23 protein-coding genes are annotated in these 13,928 nt (G+C 59.3%); 10 read left to right on the forward strand and 13 right to left on the reverse strand.

Translation table 11 applies throughout. From position 1 onward, the window contains the following. Positions 1 to 294: 294 nt before the first annotated feature. Positions 295 to 1,080 (forward strand): hypothetical protein, encoded by a 786-nt coding sequence (locus MET2598_RS0135015; RefSeq protein ID WP_018264000.1) that lies wholly within the window; start codon positions 295 to 297, stop codon positions 1,078 to 1,080. A gap of 106 nt (positions 1,081 to 1,186) precedes the next feature. Here the strand turns inward: MET2598_RS0135015 and ssb are convergent, their stop codons facing one another. From ssb to MET2598_RS0135030, 4 genes are all read right to left on the reverse strand, one after another. Then, a complete protein-coding gene (gene ssb / locus MET2598_RS0135020; protein WP_018264001.1) occupies positions 1,187 to 1,546 on the reverse strand; it encodes a single-stranded DNA-binding protein in 360 nt (119 codons plus the stop codon). A gap of 11 nt (positions 1,547 to 1,557) precedes the next feature. Beyond that, positions 1,558 to 1,845, reverse strand: a complete 288-nt coding sequence (locus MET2598_RS41860; protein ID WP_157182364.1) for a hypothetical protein — start codon at positions 1,843 to 1,845, stop codon at positions 1,558 to 1,560. Next, the gene (locus tag MET2598_RS0135025; RefSeq protein ID WP_018264002.1) at positions 1,842 to 2,075 is read right to left on the reverse strand and encodes a hypothetical protein; all 234 of its coding nucleotides are present in this window, start codon (positions 2,073 to 2,075) and stop codon (positions 1,842 to 1,844) included. Before MET2598_RS0135025 ends, MET2598_RS41860 begins: the two co-directional genes overlap by 4 nt. A gap of 391 nt (positions 2,076 to 2,466) precedes the next feature. Further along, complete coding sequence (locus MET2598_RS0135030) at positions 2,467 to 2,685, reverse strand: hypothetical protein (RefSeq protein WP_018264003.1); 219 nt, start codon at positions 2,683 to 2,685, stop codon at positions 2,467 to 2,469. A gap of 284 nt (positions 2,686 to 2,969) precedes the next feature. On the opposite strand from MET2598_RS0135030, the gene MET2598_RS0135035 reads away from it, so the two are divergent. Both MET2598_RS0135035 and MET2598_RS0135040 read left to right on the forward strand, forming a co-directional pair. After that, on the forward strand, positions 2,970 to 3,182 hold the full coding sequence (locus MET2598_RS0135035; protein WP_018264004.1) for a hypothetical protein: 213 nt from the start codon (positions 2,970 to 2,972) through the stop codon (positions 3,180 to 3,182). Further along, positions 3,179 to 3,382, forward strand: coding sequence for a hypothetical protein (locus MET2598_RS0135040; RefSeq protein WP_018264005.1), 204 nt, complete (start codon positions 3,179 to 3,181; stop codon positions 3,380 to 3,382). Before MET2598_RS0135035 ends, MET2598_RS0135040 begins: the two co-directional genes overlap by 4 nt. Here MET2598_RS0135040 and MET2598_RS41865 read toward each other — a convergent pair. The 4 genes from MET2598_RS41865 to MET2598_RS0135060 are packed head-to-tail and all read right to left on the reverse strand — an operon-like array spanning position 3,379 to position 4,480. After that, positions 3,379 to 3,630, reverse strand: a complete 252-nt coding sequence (locus tag MET2598_RS41865) for a hypothetical protein (RefSeq protein WP_157182365.1) — start codon at positions 3,628 to 3,630, stop codon at positions 3,379 to 3,381. The two genes, MET2598_RS0135040 and MET2598_RS41865, sit on opposite strands and share 4 nt — an antisense overlap. Positions 3,631 to 3,669: 39 nt before the next feature. After that, positions 3,670 to 3,837 carry a hypothetical protein gene (locus MET2598_RS41870; RefSeq protein WP_018264007.1) on the reverse strand — a complete coding sequence of 56 codons (168 nt, stop codon included), beginning with the start codon at positions 3,835 to 3,837 and terminating at the stop codon, positions 3,670 to 3,672. A 14-nt stretch (positions 3,838 to 3,851) separates the two neighbouring features. Beyond that, positions 3,852 to 4,133: a helix-turn-helix domain-containing protein gene (locus tag MET2598_RS0135055; RefSeq protein WP_018264008.1), complete on the reverse strand. Its 282-nt coding sequence runs from the start codon at positions 4,131 to 4,133 to the stop codon at positions 3,852 to 3,854. Continuing rightward, positions 4,130 to 4,480: a type II toxin-antitoxin system RelE/ParE family toxin gene (locus tag MET2598_RS0135060; protein ID WP_018264009.1), complete on the reverse strand. Its 351-nt coding sequence runs from the start codon at positions 4,478 to 4,480 to the stop codon at positions 4,130 to 4,132. The genes MET2598_RS0135055 and MET2598_RS0135060 overlap by 4 nt, the downstream gene beginning before the upstream one ends. Before the next feature lie 116 nt (positions 4,481 to 4,596). On the opposite strand from MET2598_RS0135060, the gene MET2598_RS0135065 reads away from it, so the two are divergent. Then, complete coding sequence (locus tag MET2598_RS0135065) at positions 4,597 to 5,544, forward strand: hypothetical protein (protein WP_018264010.1); 948 nt, start codon at positions 4,597 to 4,599, stop codon at positions 5,542 to 5,544. 120 nt (positions 5,545 to 5,664) lie between these two features. On the opposite strand, the gene MET2598_RS0135070 is transcribed toward MET2598_RS0135065, so the two are convergent. Genes MET2598_RS0135070 through MET2598_RS0135080 form a run of 3 tightly spaced genes read right to left on the reverse strand, consistent with a single transcriptional unit; the run spans position 5,665 to position 7,170 of the window. After that, positions 5,665 to 6,261: a hypothetical protein gene (locus MET2598_RS0135070; protein WP_018264011.1), complete on the reverse strand. Its 597-nt coding sequence runs from the start codon at positions 6,259 to 6,261 to the stop codon at positions 5,665 to 5,667. After that, positions 6,261 to 6,476, reverse strand: coding sequence for a hypothetical protein (locus MET2598_RS0135075; protein ID WP_018264012.1), 216 nt, complete (start codon positions 6,474 to 6,476; stop codon positions 6,261 to 6,263). Before MET2598_RS0135075 ends, MET2598_RS0135070 begins: the two co-directional genes overlap by 1 nt. Before the next feature lies 1 nt (position 6,477). Continuing rightward, a complete protein-coding gene (locus tag MET2598_RS0135080; RefSeq protein WP_236728943.1) occupies positions 6,478 to 7,170 on the reverse strand; it encodes a DNA methyltransferase in 693 nt (230 codons plus the stop codon). A 416-nt stretch (positions 7,171 to 7,586) separates the two neighbouring features. Between MET2598_RS0135080 and MET2598_RS41875 the strand changes: the two genes are divergently transcribed. Beyond that, positions 7,587 to 7,799 carry a hypothetical protein gene (locus tag MET2598_RS41875; RefSeq protein ID WP_157182366.1) on the forward strand — a complete coding sequence of 71 codons (213 nt, stop codon included), beginning with the start codon at positions 7,587 to 7,589 and terminating at the stop codon, positions 7,797 to 7,799. 48 nt (positions 7,800 to 7,847) lie between these two features. After that, positions 7,848 to 8,189 (forward strand): hypothetical protein, encoded by a 342-nt coding sequence (locus MET2598_RS41880; RefSeq protein ID WP_157182367.1) that lies wholly within the window; start codon positions 7,848 to 7,850, stop codon positions 8,187 to 8,189. Positions 8,190 to 8,234: 45 nt separating this feature from the next. On the opposite strand, the gene MET2598_RS41885 is transcribed toward MET2598_RS41880, so the two are convergent. Beyond that, the gene (locus MET2598_RS41885; RefSeq protein WP_157182368.1) at positions 8,235 to 8,474 is read right to left on the reverse strand and encodes a hypothetical protein; all 240 of its coding nucleotides are present in this window, start codon (positions 8,472 to 8,474) and stop codon (positions 8,235 to 8,237) included. A gap of 50 nt (positions 8,475 to 8,524) precedes the next feature. On the opposite strand from MET2598_RS41885, the gene MET2598_RS0135085 reads away from it, so the two are divergent. Then, positions 8,525 to 9,097 carry a hypothetical protein gene (locus MET2598_RS0135085; protein ID WP_018264013.1) on the forward strand — a complete coding sequence of 191 codons (573 nt, stop codon included), beginning with the start codon at positions 8,525 to 8,527 and terminating at the stop codon, positions 9,095 to 9,097. On the opposite strand, the gene MET2598_RS0135090 is transcribed toward MET2598_RS0135085, so the two are convergent. Further along, positions 9,094 to 9,321, reverse strand: a complete 228-nt coding sequence (locus MET2598_RS0135090) for a WGR domain-containing protein (RefSeq protein WP_084674073.1) — start codon at positions 9,319 to 9,321, stop codon at positions 9,094 to 9,096. The two genes, MET2598_RS0135085 and MET2598_RS0135090, sit on opposite strands and share 4 nt — an antisense overlap. A 202-nt stretch (positions 9,322 to 9,523) precedes the next feature. Here MET2598_RS0135090 and MET2598_RS37950 point away from each other — a divergent pair, with 202 nt between their 5' ends. From MET2598_RS37950 to MET2598_RS0135105, 3 genes are all read left to right on the forward strand, one after another. Next, a complete protein-coding gene (locus MET2598_RS37950; protein WP_018264015.1) occupies positions 9,524 to 9,838 on the forward strand; it encodes an XRE family transcriptional regulator in 315 nt (104 codons plus the stop codon). An 18-nt stretch (positions 9,839 to 9,856) separates the two neighbouring features. Further along, positions 9,857 to 12,604, forward strand: a complete 2,748-nt coding sequence (locus MET2598_RS0135100) for a class I SAM-dependent DNA methyltransferase (RefSeq protein ID WP_018264016.1) — start codon at positions 9,857 to 9,859, stop codon at positions 12,602 to 12,604. After that, positions 12,601 to 13,928: DEAD/DEAH box helicase (locus MET2598_RS0135105; protein WP_036271125.1), on the forward strand; the 1,328-nt coding region annotated here is incomplete at its 3' end. The genes MET2598_RS0135100 and MET2598_RS0135105, both read left to right, overlap by 4 nt.

The following is a 13,928-nucleotide window of genomic DNA, read 5'->3' on the forward strand; positions in this document are numbered from 1 at the left end:
TCGCTCCGCTCGGGATCGAACAAAGGAATAGGGCCATGAAACTAGGTTTTCCTGTTCTTGTCCTCAGCCTTGCTGGATTTGCCGCGTCTGTCGGCTCCCCTGCGTGGCTGCTCGATGTCGAGTGTCAAGGTATGGCCAATCGCTGCACGAAAGTCATCGTCGCCTGCACATACCTGAGTGTTCAGGGGCGGCGCGTGATGATCCCGCATTGGGAGCCGGATCAGCAGCAGCGATGCCCGCAAGTCATCCTGATCCCTCTGTCGTGGCCCCTGTTGCAATGGAAGGCATAGGCCAATGGGCGCGCACCAGATCGACAACGGCCAGTTTATACTCTGGTCGGTGAGCGGGTTCTCGGCGTTCTTCGTCGGCTTCATTGTCCTGTCGATGACAACCAAGATGATGAGGCGCAGCGGGACTGAAGGCTTCCTTGTCGGCCTCGTTCTTGGCGGTCTGGCGTCCCTGTTGACGTTCCACCTGGTCAATAACTGGATGACCAAGGGCGGCGATATCTTCAGCACGGATGCGCTGACGGCGGCGGCGGATCAGAGCCGGGAAACGGTCAACGGCTGGCTGAACCCGGACCATACCGAACTGCGGCCGGTCGGCGGCAACGGGATGCCTGTTGCCCCGCCTTCGACCGAACCGCGTGTGATCTATAACAGCCAGCCTCCGGGTCCGAAGGTGATCCCGCCGAATTCGGTGCTGGCGCGCGGCAGGGACAGCCTCATCATTCCTGCCCCGGCGCCGTCTACCCCGCCCGGCTCCGGCCGGTTCGTGCTGGCCTGCCTCCGCAAGAGCCCGTTGGCCTCGATAATCTACCTCGAGGGGGACGAACTGAAGCGGTTCCGCGCCTATTACCCCGACATGGCAAAGGTCGCCGCCGAGATGGTGAGCCAGCCGCACCCCGCTCTGGTCAAGCCGATCAATGACGGCGCGGCAATCGTGCTGGATGGCGTTGCCTGGGACCAGAGCATCAGCAAGGCGTCCACCGACAAGTTCGATATCCACCCCTATCCGGCCGGGACACCGCAGGCCTGCAAGGCTGGGTATGAGGAACTTGGGAAATTCGAGATCCGCTAAGGCGCAAATAAGCCCCGCTGGTGCGTTCTGGCTGTTTTCCCCTGTCTGAGTAGGGGGAAGGCCTCAAAACGCACAGGCGGGGTTAAAATCGACCAAAGCGACCGCTTTAATCGGTGCCCTTGTCGTCCAGCAGGGTCAGTTCGCCGTGATAGGGCTTCAGGACGATTTCAGTGATATAAACGTCTTGGCCGGCTTTCTCGTATTTCCGGGTTTCAATCGCGCCCTCGATATAGACCTTTGAACCCTTCTTCAGGAAACGCTCGGCAATGCCGCCCAGCTGTTCATTGGTGATGACGATGTTGTGCCATTGAGTTTTTTCCTGGCGCTCTCCGGTGTTCTTGTCCTTCCATGTTTCATTCGTTGCAAGGGTGAAACTCACGGACTTACCGCCGTTCTGGAATGTGCGCGACTCCGGGTCTTTGCCGAGATTGCCGAGAAGGGTTGCCTTGTTGACGCTGCCAGCCATGAAAACATCTCCTAAAATGGTTTTATGCGTTTGCGGGAATATCTCGGGTTATACTGCTTCTTCTTGGTCAGAGAGTGGTCGTCCGGGAATAGGCGTTCAGGCGAGCGCAATATGAAAGCTTCGCCGTCTTCAGGGGTGATGTGCAGGACAACCTCGAACCCTTTGCCGTCCGGGTGAGGCGTGGCCTTGCCGATCTCGAGATATTCCGGCCCGCGCAGCAGATAGGCCGTCAGGTCCGGCCCTGTGGGCGCGGTAGGCTCGACGGTCGAGAAGGGTAGGGGCGGGCGCTCGTCAGTCATGCAGCGCCTGGCTTCGCGTAGAAGGTCCTGGCCGTCTGGTCCCTGCTGATCGCTTCCATGACGGTATCGGTGGGCGCTGCCTTGCCGAAGGCGTCCACGACAGCTTGCAGGGCGGCTACATGCTCGAGCAGCTGGCCGATCTCCTCGTTCGCATAGGTGGACCAGTCAGCGCCTGCCGCCTTGGTGTGGGTGCTGCGGATGTTGCGGAGGAATTGGGGTTCGATGGTCATGGACCGGCTCCTGACGGCGCTTTGCGCTCGGCTATGAATGGCCGCCGTTCTAGGCGATATCGGACGCCCGATGATCTGCGCCTTCCATCCCTTCGGGGGCAGCCAGCCAATGCCTAGGATCGCCAGCTGGCGCTTGCTGCGTGTTGAATTGATGGGCTGACGCGTCTCACTCTCAAAATCAATCACGGTTCTGAATTAGCGGGCGGCCCTGTTTTGTGATGGTGCCAGAATGTTTTATACTATGTTTCATTTTCTGTTTTGATCCCGATGTAATCTCGCACTATTCTTGCATAGTGTTCGGGGGGATGCCAACCTAGTTGCCTCCGACCTATGGGCCTTCGTGTTCGATGACTGAAAGGGAAAAGGGCCGGTTTGATCCGGCCCTATCCGTTCAGCCCTGCTGTTCATCTTCAGCCTTGGGCGTTCTCAGGACGATCCGGCCCGTCAGGGGGATGGAGTCCAGCTGCAAGGTCAGGCCGTCGCCGTCCTCATGCTCCCAAGCTGCCCCGATGCGGGTCCAGAACTTCTTCTCCCCTCGCTCCGTCACCTGAAAGGCGAACAGTGCCGGTGCCGTATCGCGTTCCTGTTGTTTGTTTTTGCCGTATGCCATTGTCTTGCTCCTTCGGTTTCGAGCTGGCCCCATGCCAGCCGTGACTTTCCGTGAACGGAGCGCATAGGACCGGCTGCAAGCCGTTGTTTGGGGGGACCGCCTGCGGGGGAGCCGAAGAACTGCTTGTCGGCCATAGGGCCGCGTTCCGTAGGTTGTCACTCTAGGCTGGTGTGCGGGCTGTCTGGCTCGATCCGAGGGGGCGCAATGGCGCTAGGCTTGGAGGAACAGGTGCAAACGTGCATACACCTATACGGGTATTAGGCTGATCGGGGAGGTGGCTGGCGATGGCAGGCAGGTTCAAGGTCCAACTCGAAATCCCGCAGGCCTTTGCCGACCGCATTGAGGATCTTGCCGCGCGGGCTGGCTATCATATCCCGCAGATTTACGCGGAGCAGCTGCTGCAAGGCGCTGTGATGCTCCTTGAGCGCCCCGAGGGCGCGGCGCTGCGGGAAATCATGCTGAAGGAAAAGAGCCTGACCGATCAGGAGGAGGCATGAACGCCCGGCCGCTGCTGGTTCTGCTGCTAATCCTGGCGGCGGCGCTGTACGGGGTGCGCGTGTCCGGTGAGGGCTACCGGCAAAGGATGGCGGACGAAGCGGAGCGCCAATATCGGGCGAAGCAGCGCGCGGCGTGTGAACGCGGCGACATCGGCGTGGTCGGTCCTGCAAATCCTTGTCTGGCTATGCCCCGCCGCTAAGGCGCGGGCGGCGGTTCCTGCATCTCGCCCGGCTCCCATGCGTCCAGGTCAAATTCGCGGGCCTTGGCCTCGGTGGTATCGAGGTAGAAGCGCAGCAGCCCGTTGATTTCCTCCGCCGCGTCCAGATTGCGCTCCGTGAGACGGTCGAGAAGATCGACGTCGATGCTCAAGGTAACGTCGCGCTGCGGCGGCTGTGGTGCTGCTGCGATCTCAAATTCTGCTGACGGCCTTTCCAGTACATCGACCATGGCAGCTCAATTATACCGGCGCGGTTCTTTAAAAACTGCTTAACCGGGCCGTTTCGCGGCTTCTGCGGCGACGATCTCATCGACCGCCTTCTGCGCTGCTATGCCTCGGGCCAGAAAGTCGTTCAGGATATCCTCGACGGCGTTCAGCGGTGCTTCGGTCTGCAGGGTTGTTTCGCTCACCGTGGGCCGGTCAAGCTTCGTCGACATGCTGCGCCCCTCCTTCATGACAGTTCGAGGCGCAGTTTACGGCCAACGGCAGAGGCGGCGCGCTGAACGGTGTCGAGCTGCACCTTGTCGTTCTCCGGGTCCAGAAGCCGGTCAAGCTGGGTCCGGCTGGTGTGCATGCGCTTCGCCATCTCCTTCTTGGTGATGCCCTGCGCCGACATGGCCTGTTCGATCTGCCAGGCCAGAACGCGCTTGATCGCGTGGGCCTCGGCTTCCTCCTGCATGCCTTCCTCTTGCAGGAAGTCGTCAAAGGACGATCCGATGTGCTGGTTTGTCATTGCTCCGCCTCCTTCTGGCGTTTGCGGGCTGTATCCAGATCCGCCTGCGGGGTTTTCTGCGTTTTCTTGATGAAGGCATGAAGCAGGACCATCCGGGCATGCGCGATGCAAAAGATCACGCGGGCAATCCGGCCTTGGGTGAGGGTGCTGCGGACCTCCCACAATCCGCCTCCCAACGGGCGACAGGTAGGCATGCCGACCGGCCAGCCAAATTCCACGGTGGCGATATCGAAGCCCACGATGCGACGATCCTCGAGCGGCAGTTCCTTCAGCCAATCCCGAACCGGCTCCGCGCCAGCGGCAGACCGATAGAAGGCGGCCGGTATCTTCTTTAGCTCCTGCGCCATGTGTACCTTTCAAGGTACAATGTACCGTTTACGGTGCATCATGGTCAAGGACTATCTGCGCCTCGCGGACGGCGCGTGCTATCGCCGGGCGAGGCGTCGAAGGGAAAAGCCCCGGCATGATCGTTGGCGTACCGGATCACCAGACCCTAGAGGAAACAGCCGTTGGCTGGATGAACCTGGCGTGGGGCATCGCTATCGATGAAGCCCGCAAATTTCAGGATACAGAATTCGTCTATGACGATATCGCCAAAGAACACGGGGAAGAGGTCGCACAGAGGGCTATCGCTAAACACTGGCAGGCCGTCCAGTTGGTCCTCAACAATGCCGTCAGCCTGCTTCAGCAATCGCTGGAAATTAATCTGAAGGCGAAAATCGCCAAGGTCAGCCCCTATCTCTTGATTGCTGGCGAACCGTCCTCTTGGCCGAAAGTCGATCAGCAGGGCAACGTCAATTTCTCGAATTTCAGGACGCTCGACGCGGTGCAGCTATGCCGGGCCGTCAACGTGCTTTCTGACGTGCCGCTGCCGGACAAGTTCGTGCAGTTCTATGATCGACTGCGCCAGACAAGGAACAAGATCGCTCATCTGAATGCCTCGGCCATCAGCGTCGAGGTGAAAACGATCATTGCCGAAATACTGACCGCGCAAAAACTTCTCTACCCTGACATTCCATGGAACAAGTTCAGATACGATTACCTGATCGCTACCGAGGAATATCATGATAAGGACGCCATTTTTACTGGCGACGATTTTACAACGGACGTGATGATTTCCGAGGTCACGGCCGCGCTACATCTGCTCGAACCCAAACAGCTGAGGGAATTCTTCGGCTACCGGGAAAGCAAGCCGGTATTCCGGTGTCCCTGCTGTCTAGCGCGCAGATCCCAGTCTGACGATGAATGCGAATTCGTGCAGATGACCAGCACCAAGCAAATGGTGTGCTTTGTCTGCCTGTCCTCATACGCGGTCGAGGAATACAGGGAACGGATGATCGAGCATTTCGGCTATCTGGGTGAGGAAGAACAGCGCGAAATCGCGGCGGAGCTTCGGGAGGAATTGCCCTAGCGCCTCGCGGATCGGGTCGCGGCGGGGTCGCGGGGCAGGGTAATCACCCTGGGGCGCGTAGTGAGAGACAGGGGCGCTATGGCCCCTGTTCAATGTGTATGCACCTATACGGGCAAACACCTATACGGGCTTGATCGGCACAAGCCTGCCTTTCAACCCCTTGCGGACATGATGGGCGCAGGCCTCTATGGCGAAGGCCTCCGGTGTCAGGCCGGGGATAAGGTCGCCTGTCACACCCATGAAGCTGCGGTAGCCGGTTTCGCTGAGAAAGGGTTGATCCCGGTCGATGGCATGCGCGGCGAAGTGGGGAAACAGGCAGAAGGTGGCACCGATGCCGAACATGCCCCGCATTTCGATCCTGACGCGCATCAGGCCCACGGTGACGGTGAAGCTGCCTTCCTGCCCCCATAGCGGCGGAACGCCCTCACGGGCCGCCGTATGGCGCGCTAGGGCCGTTCCGGGTCCATGCGGGGCAATGATGCCAGTCCGGCCGCCGTTCAGCTTCTCGGCCAGCCTGTGCGCTTCCTCGCGGATCGCCATAGCCTGCTCAATGTCGCAAGCCATCATGGCCGCGTGGTGCTGGTCGATCATGCCCCGGTAGAAGGGGACCGCCTCGCCCATCGTGCCGGGTAGGTGGCTGGTCGCCTTGTCGAGCTGGTGCCGTGCGTTGTCCTCGGCGGCGGCCGTCAGAAGGTCGGCAAATCCAAGCTGTGTCATTACCGCCCCCGGTGCAGCGCAATGGCTGCGGAAAACAGGGCGCGGGCCTCATCCAGCAGGGTATCGACGCCAAGGGCTGCGCCTACTGCCTGATTGATCGCCCCTGCGTCGGCGGCTGCGGATGCGTCCAAGGTTCGGGTCCGGGCTGCATCCAAGGTGCGAAACAGGGCGGCCAAGTTCGCCACGATCGCGGCGTCTCTGATTGCCTTCTCCATCCTAGGCCGCCTTTCTGGTGTAGCTGGCGGCCCCTGCGAGGCGTTTCCGGGCAAGCTGGCAATAACGGCCCTCTAACTCGATCCCGACATAACGGCGGCCACAAAGGGCGGCTGCTACGGCTGTGCTGCCTGATCCGCTGAACGGGTCCAGCACGACCGCACCCGGCTTGCTAAAAGCCTGAATGACCGGCTTCAGGATGGTGACAGCCTTTTCGGTCGGATGGCTCCGGTTGCCGCTGTATTCCCAAGCCTGAACGTCTGCGAGGGGACGGGCTGGGCGTCCGGGGTTGCCTTTCGCCAGAACATAAGCCTGCTCGTGCCGGTACTGCACAAAACGGGCGCTTGAGGTGTAGTCCTTCTGCCAGACGATATGCGCCACCGGTCGGAAACCCGCTGTCCGCCATGCGCTGAAAAACTCGTCCACCCGGTTCCAGCCATAGAACGACACGCAAAAGCTGTTCGGCTTCATCACCCGGTACAGGTCGGAAAATGCCGACAGAAAATCCGCGCTGCCGCCGTCATTCTTCACGGTTCTGCCGCTGCGGTCGCGGTAATTGACCAGATAGGGCGGATCGGTCAGCACAAAATCAACGGACTGGCTCGGCAACGCCTTCAAAATCTGCCTGCAATCGCCCTGAATGATACGATTTAAAAACTCCATCTTTTCCTCTAATTGGCTAAAAGGTTTCAACATGAAACCTGACTAGCCCTAGTGGCAATGAACGACGGGAATGCTGTCACGGACTGGAAATTAAAGGGTGGCGCGGGCCGGAGCGCAGCGACAACACGGCCTTTTATTTCCACGCTTGCGCCCGGTCCTTGGCAGCAGGGGGCGTTAGGCCCCAAGCGAACGAAAGGAAAGTCAGCCGTCAGGCTGTCGCGTCCTCTGCCTTCGATGGCGGACATGGGCGCCGGCATCGACCTTGAAAGCGATGCAATCGAAAACGCGTGAGGGACAGTCACCGAACGGCCGAGACTACAGGCTCGGGGAGCGCCCTTGCGCGAGTATGGCCCGGCCCGACAGGGACACGCCCAAAACCCCGATAATGACCAACTGCTGACCATTTCCAGAATTTGCGGTGGAGATGCCATGCCCGGTATAATGGGGTCATGGGGACACCCGACGACGATCTGAAAGCCGCCGTCCTCGACCTATGCCGCATATTCGGCATTAGCGCCGATAACACGGTCAGCGCGGCAAAAATGGTGGACGCGATAACGCTCCGGGCGCTGCAATCTGCCGAGCCTGCTAATCCCCATACGTCGCGCGTGTTGCAGGATAATCTCCGCGACGAAGCGCCCTGGATAATGACACATCCCTGAAAATGGCATAATCCCAGCTTCAAAATCCGCATTTAAGCGAGGCCAGCCATGTTCGATGACGTCAAGCATGTGAAGGGCATGGTTGCCCGCATGAAGCCGGGCGGATGCCTGCGGCGCGATCCGCTGGAGGATGATTGGGTGCAATTCGGCCTTTGGGTGTCATGGTACGACGCACCGAAAGAACGGCTCGAAATGCGCGAGGACAAAGCGGCCCCGGTCGATGAGGCAATCTCCGGCATGGTCACGGCCGGCGAGCTGATCGAGGTCGAGAAGGGCAGACAATGGGAAAGGCGATCAGACGATGGAAAAGGCGATGAAGCGCCTGATCCAATGGTTCCGGACGCGGTATGCGCCGGTCCTTCCTCCACCAGCCCCGCCATACGTCCCTGAGACGCCAAGCGGGCTGCGGCCGTCGTCGGATGCGGCCGAGGACCATTACCCGCCGTTGGATGGCCGGATCTCGCGCGGCCATCCTGACGCCGCCTGCTTCGCGGGAGAGATGCTGCCGGGGGATGAGGTCTGGTCGTTTTGCAGCCCTGAAGAGGATTGGCGGGCCAAAGGCGGACAGAGAGGCGTCGCCTTGGTGCGGAATGGCAAGGTGGTGCGCTCGGTCGTCACGATGATGAGCTGATGGCGTGACCAACCGGTGACCACATAATCGGCCTTGAAAATCATTTCGGCCTGCGCGAGATAATCCGCGTTCCTCCTATCAGGGAGTGCGGGCCATGTGGACCCCTGTAACTGCATCAGAGGTCGAGCACATTAAGGGACGCTTCGAGGATTTCGAAGCCCCGGACAATCTGGAAGCCGAATATATCGAACCGCCGTTTTATACACGCGCCGCCATCCTCCGGCTGCGGTGCACCGAACTCGGTAACGCCTACTATATCGCGGTCGGGGACGGGGAATTATCCGAGCGGGAATTCTATCCGCTGGATGGCAATACGTACTTCGTCCATGAGGCAAACAAAAAGGCCGGCATAACGCTGGAAACCCCCGCCCAGGCGGAAGCGTATATGTATTTCTTTTGCTACATGATGGAGCGGGGTGATTACCGGTTCAACATCCTCGATAATATCGACGGATTCACGGTCGTTGAGAGAGCGCCGCCGTCCGTAACCCCTCCGGTTTTTAAAGGTGCTGTCACGACAGAAAACGGATCGGGGTTTCTGTTTGGGGCATTCATGGAATACGGGGGTCACCTGTTCAACACGGATATTGCGGTGCTGACAGACGGATACCTCGAAATGTTGGATGACGATCCGTACGGGCCGCTGGTGCCGGTCACAAGGCACTAACGCGGGACATAGCCGCGTTTCAGCTTTCGGGTGAGGGCAAGGGCCGCGGCATCGTCTGCGGCCTTTTCGCTGTCGTGCCACGTCTCCGTCACCCGGCCTTCAGTGCCGATGCGTCCCCACTGGCGCACGGCCGCAAACTGCCCGAACAGGTTGGGCTGCACGTCGATCCGATAAAACCGAGCCATGTTTTTATCAGGATCGATGCGAATAAGGTGGAACGGCATAATGAGGGACGCCTGGCCTAAAAATTACATAAGGCCATTATGCCCCTTGTCCCCATAATGTCCACTTCGTCCGAACAAGCGGAGAAATCAAGCTTGACCGTACGGTGGCAGAACTGCCACCATCCCGCTTGCTTGGGCACCTTGCTCCAACGGCCTCAGCGCCTCGGAACCAAGGAAGTCAGCCGGAGCCGAGGGAGGGGCGATGCACGAGGAGCGGGCAGACCTGACGCGCAGCGGCGCGGAGCCTGCCGTGACGCTCAGTCTCCCAGGCTCCGACATCCCGCACGCCAAACGCGCCATGGCGGCCGAGATCATGAAGGCCCTCGACGCTCGCCAGTGGTCAACGCGGAAGGCCGAGCAGGAGACAGGCGTGAACCACGCCGATTTCACCCGTATCCGCCGCGCAAACGTCAGCCGATACAGCCTTGAGCGACTGATGGCGATCCTTCAGGCTCTAGGCCAGGACGTCGAGTTATCCGTGCATGTGCAGTCCAGGTCGTCAGACAATGTTGCGTAAAACTCGGAAATCTGTGGCATGAACGCGGTAGAGATCGAAGAAGCAATATCAGCACTGGCCGAGCGTCCCTTCGATGCCGCCGAGTTCCCCTATGCGTTTCTAGAGGCCTTCGGAAACAAGGAAACCACGCTGAAGCGCCTGCGCAGCGGTGCCTCGAACAAGTCCGATGTCGGGGGCGTGCTTCAGACCAACAACATCCATATCGCAACCTGTCAGCCGGGCGAGGTCACGAGCACGCTCGCGCTGCTGAAAGCCAGCCCTGCCACAGCACGAGCGAAGGCGCGGTTTGTGCTGGCGACCGATGGCGACCTATTCGAGGCGGAAGATCTAACCTCAGATGATGCCCCGATCAGCTGCACCTACAGCGATTTCCCGAACCACTTTGGCTTTTTCCTGCCGCTGGCGGGCATCACGACCGTCAAGCAGGTTCGCGAAAGCTCCTTCGACATACGGGCGACCAGCCGCCTCAATAAGCTCTATGTCGAGCTGCTGAAGGACAACCCGGCCTGGGGCACAGCCAGCCGCCGCCCTGACATGAACCACTTCATGGCGCGGCTGATCTTCTGCTTTTTTGCCGAGGATACCGACATCTTCGCCGGCAGCGGCACGTTCACCGCAGCCATTGAAACGATGAGCGCCAAGGACTCCTCGAACACGCACGAGGTCATCAGCACGCTGTTCCGCGCCATGAACACCAAGGCGGAGGATCGGGCGAGGGAAGGCATTCCGCGTTGGGCCGACCGCTTTCCCTATGTGAACGGCGGCCTGTTTTCCGGCAGCACGGAAGTGCCGCGGTTCAGCCGCATCGCCCGGTCCTTCCTGCTGCACATCGGCGGCCTGGATTGGAAAAAAATCAACCCGGACATCTTCGGGTCGATGATCCAGGCCGTGGCGGACGAGGACGAACGCGGCGCGCTCGGTATGCACTACACGAGCGTGCCGAACATCCTGAAGGTGCTGAACCCGCTGTTTCTCGATGACCTACGGGAGCGGCTGGAAGAGGCGGGCGACAATGCCCGCATGCTGCTCAACCTGCGCAAGCGCATGTCGAAGATCCGTGTCTTTGATCCGGCGTGCGGTTCCGGCAACTTCCTTGTCATTGCCTACAAGGAAATGCGGGCCATCGAGGCGGAGATCAACCGTCGCCGCGAGGAAGCCGACCGGCGGACGGAAATCCCGCTGACGAACTTCCGTGGCATCGAGCTGCGCGATTTCCCGGCCGAGATCGCGCGCCTGGCACTTATCATCGCCGAGTACCAGTGCGACGTGCTCTACCGGGGCCAGAAGGAAGCGCTTCAGGATTTCCTGCCGCTCGACGCGCAGAATTGGATTACGAGCGGAAATGCGCTGCGGCTCGATTGGCTCAGCATCTGCCCGCCGACGGGCACGGGTGTAAAACACCATGCTGACGATCTATTCCATACGCCACTTAATCAGGCCCAAATTGATTTTGAAAACGAGGGCGGCGAAACGTATATCTGCGGAAACCCGCCGTATGTGGGCGATAAATACCAGACCAGGAGTCAGAAAGACGACCTGAAAAGCCTGGCCGAAAAAGACGTTCGCGCAATAGATTACATAGCCGGCTGGTTTTGGAAAGCGTCGGAATACATAAATTGTGGTGGCAGATTTGCTTTTGTCTCCACGAATTCGATATGCCAGGGTATTCAGGTCCCGTTAATTTGGCCGAAGATTGCTGCTGCTGGGCAGAGCATATTCTTCGGATACAAGGATTTTCTTTGGGGCAACAACGCCGCCAAGAACGCGCAGGTCACGTGCATCATCGTTGGCGTCGCGAGTGCGGACACCAAGCCGAAATACATATTTGACGGGGACGAACGTAAAGAGGCCGACAACATCAACTTCTATTTAGCGCCTGGCAAAAATGTCATCGTCGAAAGAGCGAGTGAACCGATCTCGGATGTCGCGATCATGTTTGGCGGCAATATACCCCGAGATCAGGGCAATCTGATCCTCTCAACCCAAGAAGCGAAAGATTTAACGGCCTCGTATCCGGACGCGGCGGTTCTTATCAGACCGATCCGGGGTTCGAGCGAGTTTATCAACGGCTTGGAACGCTATTGCCTATGGATCGATGATGCGCGGGCTCCGCTCGCTCGTTCCATCGCGCCGATTGACGCGAGGCTCGAGCGCGTCCGTGAATATCGCAGGAATGGCAGCGAGCGCGGACGCGCGGGTCTCGACACCCCTTATAAGTTCGAGCGAACGATAATTGGACGTGACCATACGATCGTCATTCCCAGCGTTTCATCGGAACGCCGCCCCTACCTTCCGTGCGGACTGCTGCCTCCAAGCACAATCATCTCGAATAAGTGCTACGGTCTCTACGACGCTCCACTCTGGAATATGGCGCTGATCGCCTCGCGCCTGCATTGGGTATGGATCAAGACCGTATGTACAACGATGAGGACGGATTTCTCCTATACTAATACGATTGGCTGGAATACCTTTCCCGTCCCCACCCTCACGGAAAAGAACAAAGCTGATCTCACTCGTGGCGCAGAGGATATCCTACTAACGCGTGAAGCGCATTTTCCTGCGACCATCGCTGATCTCTATGATCCCGACGGCATGCCAGCCGATTTGCGCGAAGCGCACGAACGCAACGATGAGGTGCTGGAGCGTATCTATATTGGGCGCAGGTTCAAGAACGACACAGAACGTCTCGAAAAACTGTTTGAGCTTTATACGAAAATGACGACTATTCAGGGAACGACCAAAAAGAAGGCAGGGGCCCGCGCGTGACGAACACTATCAAGTCAGTTCCATCCGTTTCGGTTTCCTATGCGGGGAATGGCAGTTCCACCAAGGCCAATGAACTCGGCATGCGGCCTATGCAGGAGCGCGCTTTCGAAAAGCGGGGCGAGCAGTACCTGTTGATTAAATCGCCCCCTGCGTCGGGCAAAAGCCGTGCGCTGATGTTCGTCGCTCTCGACAAGCTCCACAATCAGGGCCTGAAGCAGGCCATCATCGTTGTGCCAGAAAAGTCCATCGGCTCAAGCTTCCACGACGAGCAGCTTAGCAAGCACGGTTTTTGGGCCGACTGGCACGTTGAGCCAAAATGGAACCTCTGCGACGCGCCGGGCAACGATAACGGCGGCAAGGTTAGCTCGGTCGGCGCGTTCCTCGAGAGCGCCGACAAGGTCCTGGTTTGCACCCACGCGACCTTCCGCTTCGCCGTCGACAAGTTTGGGGTCGAGGCCTTTGATGACCGGCTGATTGCAGTCGATGAATTTCATCACGTATCTTCCAATCCCGATAACAAGCTGGGCCTGCATCTGGGGCAGTTCATCGCCCGTGACCGCGTGCACGTCGTGGCGATGACAGGCTCGTATTTCCGGGGCGATGCCGAAGCTGTGCTGTCGCCCGAGGACGAGGGAAAATTCGAGAGCGTCACCTATACCTACTATGAGCAACTAAACGGCTACCAGTATCTGAAACGGCTCGACATCGGCTATTTCTTCTATTCTGGCTCCTACGCCGATGATATTTTGAAAGTATTGAACCCAGCCGAGAAGACCATCATCCACATCCCGAGCGTCAATTCGCGCGAGAGCACGAAGGACAAAATCAAGGAGGTGGAGCACATCATCGAGGAGCTGGGTGCGTGGCAGGGGACCGATCCCGCTACGGGCTTCCAGCTCGTGAAGGCTGCGGATGGGCGGGTGCTGCGGGTTGCCGATCTGGTCGATGATGATCCTGCCAAGCGGGACCGCGTCTCTGCCGCGTTGAAGGACCCGGCGCAGAAGAACAATCGCGACCACGTGGACATCATCATCGCCCTCGGCATGGCGAAGGAGGGCTTCGATTGGATCTGGTGCGAGCATGCCCTGACGGTTGGCTACCGCTCCAGCCTCACCGAGATCGTGCAGATCATCGGCCGGGCGACCCGCGACGCGCCGGGCAAGGCAAGCGCGCGCTTCTCTAACCTGATTGCCGAGCCCGCTGCCGCCGATGAAGTCGTCACTGAGGCGGTCAACGACACGCTGAAGGCCATCGCGGCCAGCCTGCTGATGGAGCAGGTGCTGGCGCCGCGCTTCGAGTTCACGCCGAAGAACCCACAGAGCGG

This window comes from Methylobacterium sp. WSM2598, from assembly GCF_000379105.1.
GTDB lineage: Bacteria > Pseudomonadota > Alphaproteobacteria > Rhizobiales > Beijerinckiaceae > Methylobacterium.